This is a genomic window from Microbacterium sp. AG238 (assembly GCF_003610405.1).
Lineage (GTDB): Bacteria > Actinomycetota > Actinomycetes > Actinomycetales > Microbacteriaceae > Microbacterium.
In genome coordinates this window covers 461,087-479,181 of the sequence record NZ_RAQC01000001.1, presented here as the reverse complement: position 1 = coordinate 479,181, position 18,095 = coordinate 461,087, and the positions used below count along the sequence as shown (strand labels likewise).

Sequence of the window (18,095 nt, the reverse complement as noted above, 5' to 3'; positions counted from 1 at the left end):
GCCGCGGCGAGGTCTCGTTCTGAGCCCCTCCTCGCCGCGGAGTCCGTCGTGGGCTTGATCCCGGTTCGCAAGGAGAACGAAACCCATGAGCATTCCCACCCCTCCCGAGCGCCCGCGCACCCTGGCCGAGAAGGTCTGGGACGACCACCTCGTCGTCAAGGGTGAAGACGGTCAGCCCGACCTGATCTACATCGACCTGCACCTCGTGCACGAGGTCACCAGCCCGCAGGCCTTCGACGGCCTGCGTGCGGAAGGGCGTCCGCTGCGGCGGCTCGATCTCACGATCGCCACCGAGGACCACAACACCCCGACCCTCGACATCGACACGCCGATCGCCGACCTCACGAGCCGGACGCAGATCGAGACCTTGCGCCGCAACGCCGAGGAGTTCGGCGTGCGCCTGCACTCGCTCGGCGACGCCGAGCAGGGGATCGTGCACGTCGTCGGCCCCCAGCTCGGGCTCACGATGCCCGGCATCACGGTGGTGTGCGGCGACAGCCACACGTCGACCCACGGCGCATTCGGCGCGATGGCCTTCGGCATCGGCACCAGCGAGGTCGAACACGTCATGGCGACGCAGACCCTGCCGCTGAAGCCGTTCAAGACCATGGCCATCACGGTCGAGGGCGAGCTGAAGGAAGGCGTGACGGCGAAGGACATCATCCTCGCCGTCATCGCGAAGATCGGCACCAACGGCGGGCAGGGCTACGTGCTCGAGTACCGCGGCAGCGCCATTCGCGCGCTCTCGATGGAGGGCCGCATGACGATGTGCAACATGTCGATCGAGGCGGGTGCCCGCGCGGGGATGGTGGCGCCCGACGACATCACCTTCGAGTACGTCAAGGGCCGGCCGCACGCACCCACCGGACAGGACTGGGACGACGCCGTGGCCTACTGGCGCACGCTCCCGAGCGATGAAGGCGCCGTCTACGACGCCGAGATCTTCATCGACGCGGCCGAGCTCGAGCCGTTCGTCACGTGGGGCACGAACCCCGGCCAGGGGGTCTCGCTCAGTGCGACGGTGCCGTCGCCGGACGATTTCAGCGACCCGAACGAGAAAGCCGCCGCTGAGCGTGCGCTCGAGTACATGGACCTGCGCCCGGGGACTCCGCTCAAGGAGATCCCGGTCGACGCGGTCTTCATGGGGTCGTGCACCAACAGTCGGATCGAGGATCTGCGCGCATTCGCGTCGATCATCGAGGGCCGGACGAAGGCGGAGGGCGTCCGCGTCATGGTCGTTCCGGGCTCGGCCCGCGTCCGGCTCGAGGCCGAGGCGGAAGGTCTCGACCGGGTCTTCACCGAGTTCGGTGCCGAATGGCGCTTCGCCGGCTGCTCGATGTGTCTGGGCATGAACCCCGATCAGCTCGCCCCGGGAGAGCGCTGCGCGTCGACCAGCAACCGCAACTTCGAAGGACGCCAGGGCAAGGGCGGTCGCACCCACCTGGTGTCGCCGCTCGTGGCGGCCGCCACCGCCGTGCTCGGGCGCCTCGCGTCACCGAGTGATCTGCCCGCACGCGAGAAGGTCGAGGCCTGAACATGGAGAAGTTCGAGACCCACACCGGTGTCGTCGCGCCCCTCAAGCGTTCCGCGGTCGACACCGACCAGATCATCCCCGCCGTATACCTGAAGCGTGTCACGAAGACCGGTTTCGAGGACGCGCTCTTCGCCAACTGGCGGCAGGACCCCGAGTTCGTGCTGAACCAGCCGGTCTTCTCCGGCGCCTCGATCCTCGTGGCCGGACCCGACTTCGGCACCGGATCGAGCCGCGAGCACGCCGTGTGGGCGTTGCGCGACTACGGCTTCCGCGTCGTGCTCGCACCGAAGTTCGCCGACATCTTCCGCGGCAATGCGGGCAAGCAGGGGCTCCTCGCGGGCGTCATCTCCGAGAGCGACCGCGAGGCGATCTGGGCTGCCGTCGACGCGCAGCCCGGCGTGCAGATGACCGTCGACCTCGAGGCGCGCATCGCCTCTCTCGGCGACCTCCGAGTCGCCTTCGAGATCGACGATTACACTCGTTGGAGGCTCCTCGAGGGACTCGATGACATCGGGCTCACGCTGCGCAATGAAGAGGCGATCGCGCAGTTCGAGGCGCGCCGCGAGGCGTGGCGACCTCGCACACTCCCCGTCGCGTAGCCCCGGATCACGCCCCTGAACCGTGGGGCGAGAATCCGCCCCGCCCTCGATCACCAAGTGAGGAAGTCCTGCATGAGCACTCCGTCGAGTGAGCCGAACGCATCGGAGAACGGCAGCCGCCGCGAAGACGGCGAGATCCTCGAGATCCGGGGCGGACGGCCCCTCGTCGGACGTGTCGACGTCAAGGGTGCGAAGAACTTCGCGACGAAGGCGATGGTGGCCTCGCTGCTCGGTGGGACCGAGAGCGTGTTGCGGGACGTGCCCGATATCAGCGATGTCGCCGTCGTGCGCTCGCTGCTCGAGGTGCATGGTGTGACGGTGGCCGACGACGGCGAAGGCACGTACCGGCTCGACCCGAGCGGAGCGGAGTCGGCGGGCTTCGAGGAGATCGATGCGCACGCGGGTGCCTCGCGCATCCCGATCCTGTTCTGCGGGCCGCTCCTGCACCTGCTCGGTCAGGCCTTCATCCCCGACCTCGGTGGATGCCGCATCGGCGACCGACCGATCGACTTCCACCTCGACGCGCTGCGCAAGTTCGGAGCGATCGTCGACAAGCAGCCCAGCGGCATCCGCCTCTCGGCACCCGACGGCCTCCACGGGGCCGACATCGAGCTGCCCTACCCGAGCGTCGGCGCGACGGAGCAGGTTCTGCTGACCGCGGTGCGTGCCAAGGGCACGACCGAGCTTCGCAACGCCGCCATCGAGCCCGAGATCATGGACCTCATCGCCGTCCTGCAGAAGATGGGCGCGATCATCTCCTATGAGCCGAACCGCGTCATCTTCATCGAAGGTGTCGACAAGCTCCGCGGCTACGACCACCGATCGATCTTCGACCGCAACGAAGCGGCGTCGTGGGCGTGCGCCGCTCTGGCGACCGACGGCGACATCTTCGTCGGCGGTGCGAAGCAGCAGGAGATGCTGACGTTCCTCAACGTCTTCCGCAAGGCCGGAGGCGACTTCGACATCCGGGAGGACGGCATCCGCTTCCGTCGTGACGGCGCGCTGCGCCCCGTCTCGGTCGAGACCGACGTCCACCCCGGGTTCATGACCGACTGGCAGCAGCCGCTCATCGTCGCCCTGACGCAGGCCGAAGGCGTCTCGACCGTCCACGAGACGGTGTACGAGAACCGACTCGGGTTCACTCAGGCGCTGAACAAGATGGGCGCGCAGATCGTCGTGCACCCCGAGGGCATCGCGAGCCCGGAGCGTCGTGTCCCGCGCCGGGCCCTCGAGCAGGCGGCCGTGATCACCGGCCCCACGCCGTTGCACGGCGCGGACGTGGTCGTGCCCGACCTCCGCGGCGGCTACAGCTACGTCATCGCGGCTCTCGCAGCCGAGGGGACGTCGGTCGTTCGCAACGTCGGGATCATCCGCCGGGGCTACGAGAAGTTCTTCGACAAGCTCGAGGCGCTCGGCGCCGACTTCGACATCATCGGCTGACGCATGTCCCACAACCGCCGTCGCGCGTCCCCCGAGAAGACGAAGCCGACTCCGTTCTGGTTGGCGGCAGCCGTCGTCCTGCCTGCGGTCGGTCTGCTCGCCAAGATCGAGATCGAGGGTGGGGAGCATCTGCCTGAAGAGGGTCCGTACGTCCTCGCGCCGAACCACTACAGCGAGTTCGATCCGATCGTGATCGCCGTCGCGACCTGGCGGCTCGGACGGGCGCCGCGATTCATGGCGAAGGAGAGCCTCTTCCGGGTTCCGGTCGTCGGCGCGGTGCTCAAGGGCCTCGGCATGATCCCCGTCTCGCGGACGACGTCGGCATCCGCTGCGGGGCAGGCGATCGCCCAGGCCGCCGAGCTGGTGGCCGACGGTCGTGGCGTGATCGTCTACCCGGAAGGGTCCCTCACGCGGGAGCCCGATCTGTGGCCGATGCGCGGCAAGTCCGGCGCGGTTCGCGTCGCGGTGGCGGGCGACATCCCGATCATCCCCGTCGCGACGTGGGGAGTGCAGGCAATCATGCCGCGCTACGGCAAGTTCAGCGTGTGGCCGCTCCGCAAGCGCATCCGGGTGCGGTTCGGCCCGCGCGTCGAGCTGCCCCTCGAGTCCGGCGTCACACCGTCGCCCAGTCAGCTCGTCGCGGCGACGGATGCGGTGATGGGACGCATCGCGGGTCTGCTCGGAGAGCTACGCGGCGAAGAGCCGCCCGCCCAGCGCTGGAACCCGGGGCAGCACGGTCAGAAGGAGACGGGTCGCCTTGAGCCGTAAGACCGAGACCATTGGCCCCCGCGTCACCGTCATCGGCTCGGGAAGCTGGGGTACGACGTTCGGGAAGGTCCTCGCGGACGGCGGCGCGCAGGTCACGATGTGGGCGAGGCGCGCGGAACTCGCGCATGAGATCCGCGAGGGCAAGCGCAACAGCCGGTATCTCCCCGGCATCAATCTTCCGCGTTCGATGACGGCCACCCATCATCTCTCGGAGGCGCTGGAGGGGGCCGAACAGGTCTACCTCGCCGTCTCGAGCCAGGCGCTGCGCGAGAACCTCACGGCCATCCGTCCACTGATCGCCGGCGGCTCCATGCCGGTGGTCTCCCTCATGAAGGGGGTGGAGAAGCGCACGGGACTGCGGATGAGTCAGGTGATCGAGCAGGGTCTCGACTGCGACCCGAATCGCATCGCCGTGGCCTCCGGCCCGAACCTGGCGCTCGAGATCGCGCGGGAGCAGCCGACGGCTGCGGTCATCGCCTCGACCAGCCAGGAGACCGCCGAAGCCGTCGCGCTGCGGTCTCGCAACACCTACTTCCGCTCGTTCGTGAACACCGACGTGGTCGGCACCGAGTTCGGCGGTGTGCTCAAGAATCTCATCGCCGTCGCGATCGGCATCGTCGACGGTGTCGGGTACGGCGAGAACACGAAGGCCTCGATCATCACGCGCGGTCTCGTCGAGATGACGGACTTCGCGGTGGCACAGGGCGCGCAACCCGAGACGCTCCAGGGTCTCGCCGGGCTCGGCGACCTGATCGCGACGTGCCAATCGCCCCTCAGTCGCAACAACACCGCCGGACGCCTGCTCGGACAGGGGTTCTCGTTCCAGGACGTCGTGAAGCAGATGGACCAGACCGCCGAGGGACTCGCTTCGGTGGCGCCCGTTCTGACGCTGGCGCGCGCGGCGGGGGTGCAGATGCCCATCGTCGAGCAGGTCAAGATGGTCTTGGACGGCACGATGAACCCGCGCGACATCGCGCCCCACCTGACCACCGACGACGACAAGCCGACCGGCGAGAGGACCCCCCATGGCGACGACAACAGTAGCGGTGCTCTTCGGCGGGCGTTCCAGCGAGCATTCGATCAGTTCCGCCACGGCGGCCGGGGTGCTGCGCGCGATCGATCGTGAGCGCTATCGCGTGATCCCGGTCGGGATCACGCGGGAAGGCGCGTTCGTCCTCGAGGACGACGACGCCGACAAGTTCGCCCTGAACCCGGAACGGATGCCCGAGGTCGCCGACAACGGCACACGGGTGCTGTGGCCGGAGCCCGGCGGCCGTCGCGAGCTGCGCGTGCGCCGCGCCGACGGAACGGTCGACGCGCTCGGCGAAGTCGATGTCGTGCTGCCGATCCTGCACGGTCCCCACGGCGAGGACGGCACGATTCAGGGCTTCTTCGACACGCTGCAGCTGCCCTACGCCGGAGGCGGGGTCTTCGATTCCGCGCTGTGCATGGACAAGCACTTCATGAAGATCGTGCTGCAGGCAGCCGGCATCCCGGTCGCTCCGTGGGTGACCGTGGACGAGGCGCGATGGCGTCGTGATCCCGAGGGCGTTCGAGCGGATGCCGCAGCCCTCGGCATCCCGAGCTTCGTCAAGCCGGCGCGCGCCGGATCGAGCGTCGGCGTCTCGAAGGTCCACGAGGCTGCTGAACTCGACGCCGCTCTCGAGCTGGCGTTCGCGGAAGACGGCAAGGTGCTCATCGAGCCTGCGATCGTCGGCCGCGAGGTCGAGGTGGCGGTCCTGGAAGGTCGCGGCGGTGAGCCGGCCCGCGCGTCGTTGCCGGGCGAGATCGTGCTGACGACCCGCGAGTTCTACGACTTCGAAGGCAAGTACCTCGGTGGTGACGGCGCGGAGGTCGTCTGCCCCGCCGACGTCACGGCCGACGAGATCGATGCGCTCCAGCGCATGGCGGTCGCCGCTTTCACCGCCGTCGACGGTCGCGGTCTGGCGCGCGTCGACTTCTTCCAGACGGCGGACGGCCTGTACGTCAACGAGCTGAACACGATGCCGGGGTTCACGCCGATCTCGATGTTCCCCAAGTGCTGGATCGCCTCGGGCCTCAGCTACGGCGATCTCATCTCCGAACTGATCGAGGTCGCGCTCTCGCGAGTGTCCGAGCGCGTCTGAGCGCACGCGGACGACGCGGCCTGTGGCACTGCCTCAGGGGCTGACCGGCATCGGCACCGGCGTCGCCTCCGCGCGGTCGACGCATTCGCCGCCGTCGCGGGGGAGGCGGGAGACGACCCGCGAGAGCTCGTCGAGCACCTGGCGGCTCGAGACGCCTTGCACGTCGTCGGAGGTCTCGGTGTCGAAGTAGAGCTCGACGGCGGGGGTGCGGCCGAATGTGACGACCCGGAACCTGGGTGCTTCGGACTCGTCGATCACCCAGTCGACGCCCGCCACCGACTCGCACCGCAGCGTCGTCGGACCGGGCGACGCGACGCCGCACGAGAAGATGACGGTCGTGGGGTCGCCCCATGCCGCGGTGGCCTGACTGTCGGTCCAGCGTCGCTCCGCACCGGCAACGGTCTGGGGAAGGCGGACCATGACGTCCGCGCACTCGGGGGAGTTCGCCTGCGGCGCCGATGGAACGTTGACGGTACCGGCGCAGCCGGCGAGGACGAGGGCCACCGAGGCCAGGACGAGAGTGGGGATCATTCGGCGGCGGGACACCTCTCCAGGGTACTGCGCGGCGAGCAGAGCCGACCGCGGCGGTAGCGTGGACGCATGCCCGAGCCCGCATCCGCCACCCCCGTCGGCTCGCTCTCGGAAGAGGCGGTGCTCGCGCACATTCTCGAATGCCTCGGTCCCTCGGATGCCCTCGTCGGGCCGGGCGACGATGCGGCGGTCCTCCGTCTCAGCGACGCGCGCGTCGTCGTGACCACAGACACGCTCATCCACGGTCCCGACTTCCGTCTCGCGTGGTCGTCGGGTCGAGACCTCGGCGCGAAGGCAGCGGCGGTCAACCTCGCCGACGTCGCCGCGATGGGTGCACGCCCCGTCGCGCTGTTCGTCGCGCTGGCGATGCCTCCCGAGACGACCATCGGGTTCGTGGGCGAGCTCGCGGCCGGCCTCCGTGAGGCCTGCGAGGAGCTCGCACCGGGATGCCGGGTCGCCGGGGGCGATCTCACCAGTTCTGACACGCTCACGGTCGCCGTCACCGCGATCGGCGAGCTGGAACCCGGTCGCGCTCCGGTGCTGCGCTCGGGTGCGCGTCCCGGCGACGTCGTGGCGATCTGCGGAGATGTCGGGCTCGCGGCGGCGGGTCTCGACATCCTGTTCGAACGGTTCCGCGATGAGCGAGGCGCCGCCATCACTGTCGACGCCGGGTCGCTGTCCGACTCAGAGCGCGCGGCGGTGGCGGGCCAGCTCCGCCCGCGCCCGCCGATCGCCTCTGGGGTGGTCGCGGCGCGCTCTGGGGCCACCGCGATGATGGACGTCTCCGACGGACTCGTGCGGGATGCCCGTCGGCTCGCCCGGTCGTCCGGCGTGACGGTCGACCTCGAACGGAGTGCGCTCGGCGCGGACAGCGATCGTGCTCTCCGCGGCGGGGAGGATCACGCCCTCCTCGCGACCTTCCCCGAGGGGACGGTCCTGCCGGCGGGCTTCCGTGCGATCGGTTCGGTGGGTGAGGCCGGGTCCGTCCCGCTCACCGTCGACGGTCGGGCCGAGCGGTCAGCAGGCGGATGGGATCCCTATCGCGACTGGGATGGTGCCGGCGGCTGATCGCCGTCGATCGCGCGTTCGAACCACCACAGCGCAGTGTCGCCGTAGCGCTTGCTGCGCAGCGGTTCGAGCAGCGCCGGAACACGGGGCTCGGGGGAGCGGCTGGCGCGTTCGACGATGACGATCGCACCCGGCGCGGCGACCTCGCCCAGCAGCGCGAGAGTGACCGCGAGGGCTTCGTCGTCGAGGTCGTATGGCGGGTCGACGAAGACGAGGTCGAAGGGCCCGGATGCCGACTGGAGGAATGCGTCGGCGCTGCTGCGATGGACTCGGACGGCCGATGAGCCGACGGCACGGGCGACAGTGCGCGCATTCCGCTCGGTCACCGCTGCTGCCGCGGTCGACTTCTCGACGAGGTCGACGGACGCCGCTCCACGGCTGACAGCCTCGAGTCCGAGGGCGCCCGAGCCGGCATAGAGGTCGAGCACGCGGGCGCCGTCGAGGATGCCCGACGCGTCGAGCCCGCCGAAGAGCGATTCGCGCACCCGGTCGCTCGTCGGGCGGGTGCCCCGGTCGGGCACCCGCAGGACGAGCGATCCCGCGGAGCCGGCGATGATCCGTGTCATGACGGCCCCGCAGCGCGCGTGACAGTGTCGTCACCGGCGCTGCCGCGTTCCTCGTCGCGCAGGCGCGGCTCGCTGCGCAGCTCGGGACGGAACCCGGCCTTATCGGCGTAGAACTCGCGGATGACGTCCATGTCGGCGGCGACGTCGCCCGTGAGCTCGATCGTCGGGCCGAGGCCGGTGGTCATGGTGGTGCGATCGACGTACCCGAGGGTCACGGGCAGGCCCGAGGCGCGGGCGATGCGATAGAAGCCCGACTTCCACCCGTTACGGGAGGTGCGCGTCCCATCAGGGGTGATGACGAGACCGAACACCTCGCCCGCGGCGATCTGCGCGAGCACATCGTCGACGACGCGCGAGGGGTCGTCGCGATCGACGGGGATGCCGCCCAGACGACGCATCGGGCCGCGCCGCCAGCCGCGGAATAGGCTCTTCTTGCCGAGCCAACGGATGGGTATCTGCAGGCGCCACGCGATCGCGAGCATCAGCACGAAGTCCCAGTTGGAGGTGTGCGGCGCCCCGATGAGGATGGTCGGCCCTGTGGGGGCGGGGGTGCTGACGAGGCGCCAGCGGCTGAACGTCCAGAAGAGGCGGGCGATCGCGCGTCGGAGCATGCTCTTACCGTAGAGCCTGGCGGCAGCGTGTCCGACCTCCTGCCTAGACTCGACTCCATGCCGCAGGTCGACCTGGATACCCCGCTGGTGCAGGCCGTGGGTGAGAAGGTCGCCGCGACTCTGTCGCGCGCGTTCTCGATGTCGACGGTCGGCGACCTGCTCGCGCACTACCCGCGTCGCTACGCCCGTCGGGGTGAGCTGACCCCCATCTCGTCCCTTCCCGTGGGCGAGATGGCGACGATCGTCGCCGAGGTGAAATCGGTGTCCGAGCGTCCCATGCGTCAGCGTCGCGGGTCGCTGATCGAGGTCGTCATCAGCGACGGTGTCGGCGAGGCGACACTGACCTTCTTCGGACAGAAATGGCGGCTGCAAGAGCTCCGTGTCGGGCGGCAGGGCATCTTCTCCGGCAAGGTCGGCGTGTTCAAGGGGAAGCAGCAGTTCGCCCACCCCGACTACGAGCTCTTCGACGACGAGGTCGAGGCGCGCGTGACGGCCGTGGCACGAAGCCTCGAACCGATCCCCATCTACTCCGCCACGAGCACCATCACGAGCTGGCAGCTGCGCAAGATCATCGCCGACGTGATCGGCCGGCTCGGCGACGTGCCCGATCCGCTGCCCGACGAACTGCGCGAACGCCGTCAGCTCCTCGATGCACGGACGGCGCTCGTCCAGGTGCACACACCGACTGTCCCCGAGCAGGTGCGTCCGGGGTTCGAGACGCTCCGCATGCACGAGGCCTTCGTCCTCCAGGCGGCGCTGCTGCAACATCGCATCCAGGTGCGGCAGCTCGCCGCCACCGCGCGGCCCGCGGGCGACCTGCTCGAGCAGTTCGACGCCGCCCTCCCGTTCGAGCGCACGCCCGATCAGATCGCTGTCGGCGACGCGATCGCCGACGATCTCGTCAACGAATGGCCGATGAACAGATTGGTGCAGGGCGAGGTCGGATCGGGCAAGACGCTCGTGGCCCTGCGGGCGATGCTGCAGGTCGCGCAGTCCGGAGGCCAGGCGGCGCTCATCGCGCCGACCGAGGTTCTCGCCGCGCAGCACGTGCGATCGATTGCGAAGATGCTCGGCCCGCGACTGGCGCCCGAGCTCATGCCCACGCTGCTCACCGGGGCGCAGCCCGCGGCCGAACGGCGAAAGGCCGCCCTGCGCGCGGCATCCGGGCAAGCGCGGATCGTCGTGGGCACCCACGCGCTGCTGAGCGCCTCGACGACATTCGCCGATCTCGGTCTGGTCGTCGTCGACGAGCAGCACCGGTTCGGCGTCGAGCAGCGCGAGGCGCTTCGCGCGAAAGGCACCTCCCCGCACGTGCTCGTCCTGACCGCGACGCCGATTCCGCGGACGGTGGCGATGACGGTCTTCGGAGACCTCGACGTCTCCACGATCCGCACGATGCCGACCGGGCGCGCGGGCATCTCCACGTTCGTCGCGCCCCTCGCCGAGAAGCCGGGATGGTTCGGCCGTGTGTGGGAGCGCGTGGCGGAAGAGGTCGCGGCCGGCAGGCAGGCCTTCGTCGTGTGTGCGGCGATCGACGCCGAGAAGGCCGTCGTCGACGACACCGACGACGCGGGCATGCTCGAAGACGGAACGCGAACGCGCACACGCTGGGGAGTCGTGCAGGCCACCGCGATGCTCGCACAGCATCCGTCGTTCGCAGACCTCACCGTGGCGACGTTGCACGGCAAGATGCCAGCCGACGAGAAGGATGCCGTCATGCAGGCCTTCGCCCGCGGTGAAATCGACGTACTCGTGGCCACGACCGTGGTGGAGGTCGGCGTCGACGTGCCCAACGCCTCGACGATGGTGATCCTCGAGGCCGAGCGCTTCGGTGTGTCGCAGCTGCACCAGCTCCGCGGACGCGTCGGCCGAGGGAGCGTGCCCGGGCTGTGTCTCCTCGTCACCGAGGCCGACCCCGACACGGCTGCGCGGTCGCGCGTAGAGGCAGTAGCGGCCACGACCGACGGCTTCTCCCTCGCCGAGGTCGACCTCGAGCTCCGAGGCGAGGGAGACGTCCTGGGCGACGCTCAGTCGGGCGCGCGGTCATCGCTGCGTCTCCTGCGCGTCGTCGCTGATGCCGATCTGATCGCGCAGGCGCGCGACGAGGCCGCGTCGGTGCTGCAGCACGACCCCGATCTGTCGGGGCATCCCGGGCTCGCCGCCGCCATCGCGCGGCGCCTGGGCGAAGAGGAGCGCGGCGCGCTCCACAGGAACTAGGCTCAGACCATGAGCAACCGGATCGCGGTCGTGCCCGGCTCCTTCGATCCGCCGACCCTCGGCCATCTCGATGTGATCCGTCGGGCTGCGGCTCTGTACGACCAGCTCCACGTCCTGGTGGTCCACAACCCCGGCAAAGAGGCGATGCTCCCCATCGCGCAGCGGCAGGCGCTTCTCGAGCAGTCGATCGACGAGGCCGGCATCGAGGGCGAGATCGTGGTTGCGGCGTGGAGCATGGGTCTGCTCGTCGACTATGCCACCGACGTCGGCGCCGGCATCCTCGTCAAGGGCATCCGCTCGCAGGTCGACGTGGCCTACGAGACGCCGATGGCGATCGTGAACCGACACCTCGCCCGGATCGAGACCGTGTTCCTGCTTCCCGACCCGGCGCACGCGCTCGTGTCGAGCTCGCTCGTGCGACAGGTCGCCTCGCTCGGCGGAGACGTCGCGCCGTTCGTACCGGGGCCCGTCGCCCGCTTCCTCGACACGGGATCGCGCGGCATCTGAGTCCGGACGCCCTCGCGGCGACTACCATGGTCGATCGTGGGTAGAAAGCACGTCACCGGACCATTCGTCATCCCCGTGCACGACATCGTGCGCCAGCCGGGGGAGATGCGGGAGTTCGCGTTCAGCGTGCCCGCGCCCGACAAGTGGGGCGAGGGTCTCGTCTCCGTCGCTGCGGGCCAGCCGATCGATCTCGAAGTACGCCTCGAGTCGGTGCACGAGGGCATCCTGGCGACCGCTGAGGCCGACACCGTCTACGACGGTGTGTGCGGTCGGTGCCTCACGGAGCTGACACGCCCCCTCCGAATCGAGTTTCAGGAGCTCTTCGGGTATTCTGGGGACGAAGCGTCCGACTTCGAGGTTCAAGACGACCACGTGGATCTTGAAACTCCGGTCAGGGACTCGATCGTCCTGGCGCTTCCGTTCCAGCCGGTGTGTCAGCCGGATTGCCCCGGGCTCGACCCGGTCACGGGTGAGAAGCTGACGCCGGGAACGGAACCTGCCGAGCAGGTGCAGATCGACCCGCGCTGGGCCGCGCTGACGGCCTACACCCCAGACCACGACGACGCAGACCACCGCGTCGCGCCCGACACAGAGAAGAGCTAGCCATGGCAGGTAACCCCCCGAAGCGGAAGGTCTCCCGCTCCAACACGCGTTCGCGTCGCGCGCAGTGGAAGGCCGAGGCTCCCGCCCTCGTCAAGACCATCGAGAACGGCAAGGTCGTCTACAGCCGCCCCCACCAGGCGAAGGTCGTCACCGACTCGCAGGGCACCGAGCTGTTCCTCGAGTACAAGGGTCGCAAGGTCGCTGACGTCTGACGACGAGCGGCGTGACTGAGAACATCACCGAGCGCTCGGCGCTCACCGACAAGCTCGGGGTCGACATCGACCCCGAGCTTCTGTCGCTCGCCCTCACTCATCGGTCGTATGCCTATGAGAACGGCGGGACGCCCCACAACGAGCGCCTGGAATTCCTCGGCGACTCGATCCTGGGCCAAGCCGTCACCGTGCACCTCTTCCGCACCCATCCCGACCTCGATGAGGGGGCGTTGGCCAAGCGGCGTGCGAGTGTCGTCTCGACGGTCGCTCTCGCCGAGGTCGCTCGGACGATCGGGCTCGGCGACCACATCATGCTCGGCCGCGGCGAGACGCAAACCGGCGGGCGCGACAAGGACTCGATCCTCGCCGACGCGATGGAGGCCGTGATCGGCGCGGCGTTCCTGTCGGCGGGGGCCGAGAAGGCGCAAGACCTCGTGCTGCGATTGGTCGCCCCCCTGCTAGCGGATCCGGCGCGGTACGGCGCTGCCATGGACCCGAAGACTTCGCTGCAGGAGCTGGCGGCCCATCTGGGGGTCGCGCCGCCCGTATACGCTATCGAGGCGTCGGGACCGGACCACAACCGCGTGTTCACCGCGACCGTCACGGTTGGCGACGTGTCACGCCAAGGCGTGGGGAGCAGCAAGAAACAGGCGGAGATGGCTGCGGCCCTGTCTGTGTGGCACGAGCTGTCAGCCCGTGCCTGAACTGCCCGAGGTCGAGGTCGTTCGTGCCGGGCTCGAGCCTGCCGTCGTCGGTGCGCGTATCGAGGCGTGCACGGTCCTGGACCCTCGCGCGCTCACCCGACACGTCGGGACGCCGGAGTCGTTCGAGCGCGAGCTGACCGGCCGCTCGTTGAAGGCGGTAGCGCGCCGCGGCAAGTTCCTGTGGTTCCCGGTGCAGGGCACGGGTCGCGCTGTGATCGCGCACCTCGGGATGAGCGGGCAGATGCTGCTCCGCGAGCCGGGTGCGCCCACCGAGCGTCACGAACGCATTCGCTGGGACATCGTTCATCCCGAGCACGGCGAGCTCGCCGTGCTCTTCGTCGACCAGCGGACCTTCGGCTCCCTCGCAGTGGACGATCTCGAGGCCACCGCCGACGGAGCCGCAGGCGGGCGGGGAACCGATGCTGCACTGGTTCCGGGTCAGGTGCGACACATCGCCCGCGACCCCCTCGACCCGGCCTTCGACGCGCCGCGCTTTCATCGGGAGCTGGCCCGCCGCTCGTCGGGCATCAAGCGCGTCCTGCTCGACCAGGGTGTGGTCAGCGGCATCGGCAACATCTACGCCGACGAGGCGCTGTGGGCTGCCTGCATTCACCCGGAGACCGCGGCATCCCTCCTCTCGCGGCCTGCGCGCGAACGCCTCCTCGAGGCCGTCGTCGCGGTCATGACGAAGGCTCTTGCAGAGGGCGGTACGAGTTTCGACGCCCAGTACGTCAACGTCAACGGGCAGGCCGGCTACTTCGCTCACTCGCTCGAGGCCTACGGGCGCACCGGAGCGGAATGTTCGCGGTGCGGGTCCGCGATCATCCGGGTCGCGTTCACGAATCGCTCATCGCACTACTGCCCGCGCTGCCAGCGGCGGAGGTGACGGGGCAGGCGGGCTCCGCGCCCGCCGTACGTGGCACGAGCGGGGCGCAACCCTTGCGCGTGGGCGAGTCGCCGTGCTTTCATAAGCTGTCAGGCAGCTAATCATGTTGCCGCTCCGGGAGGTTGAGTCGATGGCTGAAGACGCGAAACCGGGCGTGCTCGCACCCATCCGCCGGGTACCAGCAGCCGAAGCCGTGCTTCGAGCGCTCCGCAAGGCGATCCGTGACGGGACCTTCCCCGTCGGTTCGAAGCTGCCGTCCGAGGCCAAGCTCGCCGCCGAATTCGGTGTCAGCCGGCCGGTCGTTCGCGAAGCGCTCCTCGGGTGCGCGACCCTGGGCCTGACCGTCACCCGGACGGGGAGTGGGACTCGCGTCGTCTCGCAGACCGAGGACGAGGGCCTGAAGCTCGGCCGCTACTCGGCTCGCGAACTGTCCGAGGCTCGACCCCATATCGAGATGCCCGCTGTCGCCCTCGCCGCTGCACATCGGAGCGACGACGACGTCGCGACGTTGAGGCAGCTGATCGACGAAATGGAAGCCATCACGCGCGGCGAGCTCGACGGCGGCATCATCCGGTGGGTCGAGCTCGACGCCCGATTCCACACGACCATTGCGCGACTGAGCCGCAACGGCATCTTCGAGCGCATGGTCGGAGAGATACGGGAGGCCATGGTTCGGCAATCCGGATTCCTGACCCTCGTCGCAGCCCGCGCGGAAGAATCCGACGTCGAGCACCGCCGCATCCTCGAAGCCATCGCGGCTGGAGCGCCGGGCGAGGCTTCGGCTGCCATGAGCCACCATCTGCGCGCCGTGGATGCGGCCGTGGATCGTATCGACAGGCTGTGATCTGAAACGCCGACGCCGATGATCCTCGGCTTCTGACGCAGGGCGGCCCTCCGGCGGCCGCCCCCGAGTCCATTGTCAGGCGGTGTTCCCGAGGGCACCGCGTTGTTTCCCCATCCGCAGCATGCCGTCTATCGGCGTGCCCGGAACACGTCCGTTCAGCAACCGGCTGAACCTTCTGAGAGGAAGAGATGTCCAGCAGTGAAGCCCCTCGCAACGAGGCGAGGGAAGGCGCGGCGGCTACCGTGCTCGTGAACGAGGAGAAGGGCTACAGCAAGAACCTGTCTGCCCGTCAGATCAACATGATCGCGATCGGCGGTTCGATCGGGACCGGGCTCTTCCTCGGCGCCGGTGGCCGGCTCGAGACCGCGGGGCCGTCTCTCGTGCTGTCCTACGCCCTCTGCGGTCTTTTCGCGTTCTTCATCCTCCGTGCACTCGGGGAGCTGGTGCTCCACCGGCCGTCGTCGGGCTCGTTCGTGTCTTACGCCCGAGAGTTCTTCGGAGAGAAAGCCGCCTTCGTGTCCGGATGGTTCTACTGGGTGTCGTGGGCGACGACGGCGATCGTCGACATCACCGCCGCTGCCCTGTACATGAACTTCTTCGGAAAGTACGTCCCGTGGATCGGTGCGGTGCCCCAATGGGTCTGGGCTCTGACTGCTCTCGTCCTGGTGCTCACCCTCAACCTGCTCTCCGTCAAGGTGTTCGGTGAGCTCGAGTTCTGGTTCGCATTCATCAAAGTCGGTGCCCTCGTCAGCTTCCTCGCGGTCGGTGCGTACTTCGTGTTCTTCGGTACGCCGAGCGACGGTCGGGACGTCGGCTTCGCGCTGCTCACGGACAACGGCGGCTTCTTCCCCAACGGGCTGCTGCCCATGATCCTGGTGATGCAGGGCGTCATCTTCGCATACGCGTCGATCGAGTTGATCGGGACCGCCGCCGGTGAGACCAAGAGCCCTGAGAAGGTGATGCCGCGCGCCATCAACGCCGTGATCGTCCGCATCGTGGTGTTCTACGTCGGTTCCGTGCTGTTGCTCGCCCTCCTTCTGCCGTACACCGCGTACACAGCGGGGGAGAGCCCGTTCGTCACCTTCTTCGCGTCCATCGGCGTGCAGGGAGTGGACACGCTGATGAACTTCGTGGTCCTCACGGCGGCGCTGTCCTCGCTGAACGCCGGCCTCTACTCCACCGGCCGCATCCTCCGTTCCATGTCGTCAGCAGGGTCGGCGCCGAGATTCGCGAACCGGATGAGCCGTGCGGGTGTGCCGTACGGCGGTATCCTGCTCACCGCTGTGGTCGCGCTCGTCGGGGTCTTCCTGAACTACATCGCGCCGTCGGAGGCGTTCGAGACGGTGCTCAATGTGTCTGCCGTGTGCATCGTCGTCACCTGGGCGACCATCATCGTCTGTCAGCTGCGCTTGAAGCACATGAGCGACCGGGGAGCGATGATGCGCCCGTCCTTCCGCATGATCGGCGCCCCGTACACGGGGTACCTGACGCTGCTCTTCCTGCTGTTCGTGCTCGTCATGACCTTCGTGTCGTCGCCGCAGACGATGGTCGTGACGGCCGTCATGTCAGCGTGCATGGTGGCGGGATGGTTCGCGTGTCGTCGGCGCATCGCTCAGATCGCGGCCGCACGGCAGGGGTACACCGGGGTCTACCCGGTCGTGCCGAGTCCATTCGGTGAGGATGAGGCACCGTCGACGCGGCCGGTAGCGAGTAACGAGGAAGGGACGCGCGGGCGCTAGTTTCTCCTGACGCGGTTGCCCGACGGAACGCCGCACCCGAACACCGGGTACGTCGCACTCCGCGGGCACGCACTAGGGGTTCAGGCGGGGAACGACGCCGGCGACCGTGCGCAGCTCGCCGACCGGCTCACCGCCGCCGAGGACGGGCGCGCTCCGGAGCCGAGTGAGCGCGTCCCGATCGACTCCAAGCGCTTCGAGGATGCCGGCGGTGATGGTCGATCGTGCGCGATCGCCGCCGTCCGAGACCTTGACGGCGATGCCGACCGCGGGAGACGCGAGCCCGCCCAGCTGCACGCCCTCCGCACCGTCCTTGGCGACGAAGCCCGGCACGACGCGCATCATCGTCGTGACGTCGCGTTCTTCCCCGGCCACCATCTGCGGGAACGCGCGCATCGCGGCCGCGACGCGCGCCTCTGCCGTCCCGTCGGACGCGGTGGCGATCCGGGCATAAGCGCGTGCCATCCCCCGGAGCGAGTGCGCGAACAACGGGGTTCCGCATCCATCGACGGTGACCGCGGCCGCGCGTTCGCCGGTGAGCTCCGCGACCGTCGCCTCGACGAGTCGTTGCAACGGGTGCTCCGCCCCCAGGTAGTCGTCTGTCGACCACCCGTTGACCAGGCACGTGGCGACCATGGCCGCGTGCTTGCCCGAGCAGTTCTGGGCAAGCCGTGAGGGTTCGCCGCCGTCACCGACGAAGACGAGGCGCTCCTCGGTGCCGTATGGCAGGTCGCGCACGTTGCGCAGCGCGTCGGCATCCGTGCCGTGCATCTCGAGGATCTCCTGCGCTCCGACACGGTGCATCGGGGCGCCAGAGTGGCTGGCGGCGCTCAAAGCGAGCAGGTGATCGGGTAGGTCGAGACCGGCGCGGACCATCGCCACGGCCTGCAGCGGCTTCAACGCGGAGCGCGGGTACATCGGCGCTGCGCCGTCTCCGCCCTCGGCGAGCACACTCCCGTCGGGGGAGACGACGGCGAACGAGCCGTAGTGAACCCCCTCGACGAGCGGGCCACGAGTGACCTCGACCAGCGGGACATGGTGGGCGGGGCGGACGGCTGCGGGTGTGGTGGTCATCGTCATGGGCCCCATTTTCTGTCTCGACGTCAGGCAGCTATGCCGGGGAAACCAGCATAGCTGCCTGAC

19 protein-coding genes are annotated in these 18,095 nt (G+C 69.0%); 15 read left to right on the top strand and 4 right to left on the bottom strand.

Annotated features, from left to right (window positions below):
* Positions 1–85 precede the first annotated feature (85 nt).
* From leuC to DEU36_RS02205, 6 genes are all read left to right on the top strand, one after another.
* Complete coding sequence (gene leuC, locus DEU36_RS02230; RefSeq protein ID WP_120262735.1) at positions 86–1,534, top strand: 3-isopropylmalate dehydratase large subunit; 1,449 nt, start codon at positions 86–88, stop codon at positions 1,532–1,534.
* Between the two features lie 2 nt (positions 1,535–1,536).
* On the top strand, positions 1,537–2,133 hold the full coding sequence (gene leuD / locus DEU36_RS02225) for a 3-isopropylmalate dehydratase small subunit (RefSeq protein ID WP_120262734.1): 597 nt from the start codon (positions 1,537–1,539) through the stop codon (positions 2,131–2,133).
* Between the two features lie 72 nt (positions 2,134–2,205).
* Complete coding sequence (gene murA / locus DEU36_RS02220; protein WP_120262733.1) at positions 2,206–3,573, top strand: UDP-N-acetylglucosamine 1-carboxyvinyltransferase; 1,368 nt, start codon at positions 2,206–2,208, stop codon at positions 3,571–3,573.
* Positions 3,574–3,576: 3 nt separating this feature from the next.
* Positions 3,577–4,341 (top strand): 1-acyl-sn-glycerol-3-phosphate acyltransferase, encoded by a 765-nt coding sequence (locus DEU36_RS02215; RefSeq protein ID WP_120262732.1) that lies wholly within the window; start codon positions 3,577–3,579, stop codon positions 4,339–4,341.
* Positions 4,331–5,467, top strand: coding sequence for an NAD(P)H-dependent glycerol-3-phosphate dehydrogenase (locus DEU36_RS02210; protein WP_120262731.1), 1,137 nt, complete (start codon positions 4,331–4,333; stop codon positions 5,465–5,467). Before DEU36_RS02215 ends, DEU36_RS02210 begins: the two co-directional genes overlap by 11 nt.
* Entirely contained in the window at positions 5,367–6,467 is a 1,101-nt protein-coding gene (locus tag DEU36_RS02205) for a D-alanine--D-alanine ligase family protein (protein ID WP_120262730.1), read from the top strand. Before DEU36_RS02210 ends, DEU36_RS02205 begins: the two co-directional genes overlap by 101 nt.
* Before the next feature lie 33 nt (positions 6,468–6,500).
* Here DEU36_RS02205 and DEU36_RS02200 read toward each other — a convergent pair whose 3' ends face one another.
* A complete protein-coding gene (locus tag DEU36_RS02200) occupies positions 6,501–7,013 on the bottom strand; it encodes a DUF3515 domain-containing protein (RefSeq protein WP_259455181.1) in 513 nt (170 codons plus the stop codon).
* Positions 7,014–7,067: 54 nt separating this feature from the next.
* Between DEU36_RS02200 and thiL the strand changes: the two genes are divergently transcribed.
* Positions 7,068–8,066, top strand: coding sequence for a thiamine-phosphate kinase (gene thiL, locus DEU36_RS02195; RefSeq protein WP_120262728.1), 999 nt, complete (start codon positions 7,068–7,070; stop codon positions 8,064–8,066).
* On the opposite strand, the gene rsmD is transcribed toward thiL, so the two are convergent.
* Positions 8,036–8,632, bottom strand: coding sequence for a 16S rRNA (guanine(966)-N(2))-methyltransferase RsmD (gene rsmD, locus DEU36_RS02190; protein WP_120262727.1), 597 nt, complete (start codon positions 8,630–8,632; stop codon positions 8,036–8,038). The two genes, thiL and rsmD, sit on opposite strands and share 31 nt — an antisense overlap.
* The gene (locus DEU36_RS02185; protein WP_120262726.1) at positions 8,629–9,243 is read right to left on the bottom strand and encodes a 1-acyl-sn-glycerol-3-phosphate acyltransferase; all 615 of its coding nucleotides are present in this window, start codon (positions 9,241–9,243) and stop codon (positions 8,629–8,631) included. The genes rsmD and DEU36_RS02185 overlap by 4 nt, the downstream gene beginning before the upstream one ends.
* A 57-nt stretch (positions 9,244–9,300) precedes the next feature.
* Here DEU36_RS02185 and DEU36_RS02180 point away from each other — a divergent pair, with 57 nt between their 5' ends.
* The 8 genes from DEU36_RS02180 to DEU36_RS02145 all read left to right on the top strand — a co-directional run bounded on the left by DEU36_RS02180 (position 9,301) and on the right by DEU36_RS02145 (position 16,955).
* The gene (locus DEU36_RS02180; protein WP_120262725.1) at positions 9,301–11,460 is read left to right on the top strand and encodes an ATP-dependent DNA helicase RecG; all 2,160 of its coding nucleotides are present in this window, start codon (positions 9,301–9,303) and stop codon (positions 11,458–11,460) included.
* Between the two features lie 9 nt (positions 11,461–11,469).
* Complete coding sequence (gene coaD, locus DEU36_RS02175; RefSeq protein WP_120262724.1) at positions 11,470–11,967, top strand: pantetheine-phosphate adenylyltransferase; 498 nt, start codon at positions 11,470–11,472, stop codon at positions 11,965–11,967.
* A 105-nt stretch (positions 11,968–12,072) separates the two neighbouring features.
* Positions 12,073–12,570, top strand: a complete 498-nt coding sequence (locus DEU36_RS02170; protein ID WP_120264314.1) for a DUF177 domain-containing protein — start codon at positions 12,073–12,075, stop codon at positions 12,568–12,570.
* A gap of 2 nt (positions 12,571–12,572) precedes the next feature.
* On the top strand, positions 12,573–12,782 hold the full coding sequence (gene rpmF, locus DEU36_RS02165; RefSeq protein WP_013586329.1) for a 50S ribosomal protein L32: 210 nt from the start codon (positions 12,573–12,575) through the stop codon (positions 12,780–12,782).
* 11 nt (positions 12,783–12,793) lie between these two features.
* Positions 12,794–13,486: a ribonuclease III gene (gene rnc / locus DEU36_RS02160; RefSeq protein WP_120262723.1), complete on the top strand. Its 693-nt coding sequence runs from the start codon at positions 12,794–12,796 to the stop codon at positions 13,484–13,486.
* Complete coding sequence (gene mutM, locus DEU36_RS02155; RefSeq protein WP_120262722.1) at positions 13,479–14,372, top strand: bifunctional DNA-formamidopyrimidine glycosylase/DNA-(apurinic or apyrimidinic site) lyase; 894 nt, start codon at positions 13,479–13,481, stop codon at positions 14,370–14,372. The genes rnc and mutM overlap by 8 nt, the downstream gene beginning before the upstream one ends.
* Before the next feature lie 130 nt (positions 14,373–14,502).
* Positions 14,503–15,216 carry a FadR/GntR family transcriptional regulator gene (locus DEU36_RS02150; protein ID WP_120262721.1) on the top strand — a complete coding sequence of 238 codons (714 nt, stop codon included), beginning with the start codon at positions 14,503–14,505 and terminating at the stop codon, positions 15,214–15,216.
* Between the two features lie 188 nt (positions 15,217–15,404).
* A complete protein-coding gene (locus DEU36_RS02145; protein WP_120262720.1) occupies positions 15,405–16,955 on the top strand; it encodes an amino acid permease in 1,551 nt (516 codons plus the stop codon).
* Between the two features lie 72 nt (positions 16,956–17,027).
* Here DEU36_RS02145 and DEU36_RS02140 read toward each other — a convergent pair whose 3' ends face one another.
* Entirely contained in the window at positions 17,028–18,032 is a 1,005-nt protein-coding gene (locus DEU36_RS02140) for an asparaginase (protein ID WP_259455179.1), read from the bottom strand.
* Between the last annotated feature and the right edge of the window lie 63 nt (positions 18,033–18,095).

Coding starts and splice junctions, on each gene's coding strand:
- leuC (WP_120262735.1), top strand. CDS start 86: ATGAGCATTCCCACCCCTCCCGAGCGCCCGCGCACCCTGGCCGAGAAG.
- leuD (WP_120262734.1), top strand. CDS start 1,537: ATGGAGAAGTTCGAGACCCACACCGGTGTCGTCGCGCCCCTCAAGCGT.
- murA (WP_120262733.1), top strand. CDS start 2,206: ATGAGCACTCCGTCGAGTGAGCCGAACGCATCGGAGAACGGCAGCCGC.
- DEU36_RS02215 (WP_120262732.1), top strand. CDS start 3,577: ATGTCCCACAACCGCCGTCGCGCGTCCCCCGAGAAGACGAAGCCGACT.
- DEU36_RS02205 (WP_120262730.1), top strand. CDS start 5,367: ATGGCGACGACAACAGTAGCGGTGCTCTTCGGCGGGCGTTCCAGCGAG.
- thiL (WP_120262728.1), top strand. CDS start 7,068: ATGCCCGAGCCCGCATCCGCCACCCCCGTCGGCTCGCTCTCGGAAGAG.
- rsmD (WP_120262727.1), bottom strand. CDS start 8,632: ATGACACGGATCATCGCCGGCTCCGCGGGATCGCTCGTCCTGCGGGTG.
- DEU36_RS02185 (WP_120262726.1), bottom strand. CDS start 9,243: ATGCTCCGACGCGCGATCGCCCGCCTCTTCTGGACGTTCAGCCGCTGG.
- DEU36_RS02180 (WP_120262725.1), top strand. CDS start 9,301: ATGCCGCAGGTCGACCTGGATACCCCGCTGGTGCAGGCCGTGGGTGAG.
- coaD (WP_120262724.1), top strand. CDS start 11,470: ATGAGCAACCGGATCGCGGTCGTGCCCGGCTCCTTCGATCCGCCGACC.
- DEU36_RS02170 (WP_120264314.1), top strand. CDS start 12,073: ATGCGGGAGTTCGCGTTCAGCGTGCCCGCGCCCGACAAGTGGGGCGAG.
- rpmF (WP_013586329.1), top strand. CDS start 12,573: ATGGCAGGTAACCCCCCGAAGCGGAAGGTCTCCCGCTCCAACACGCGT.
- DEU36_RS02150 (WP_120262721.1), top strand. CDS start 14,503: ATGGCTGAAGACGCGAAACCGGGCGTGCTCGCACCCATCCGCCGGGTA.
- DEU36_RS02145 (WP_120262720.1), top strand. CDS start 15,405: ATGTCCAGCAGTGAAGCCCCTCGCAACGAGGCGAGGGAAGGCGCGGCG.
- DEU36_RS02140 (WP_259455179.1), bottom strand. CDS start 18,032: ATGACGATGACCACCACACCCGCAGCCGTCCGCCCCGCCCACCATGTC.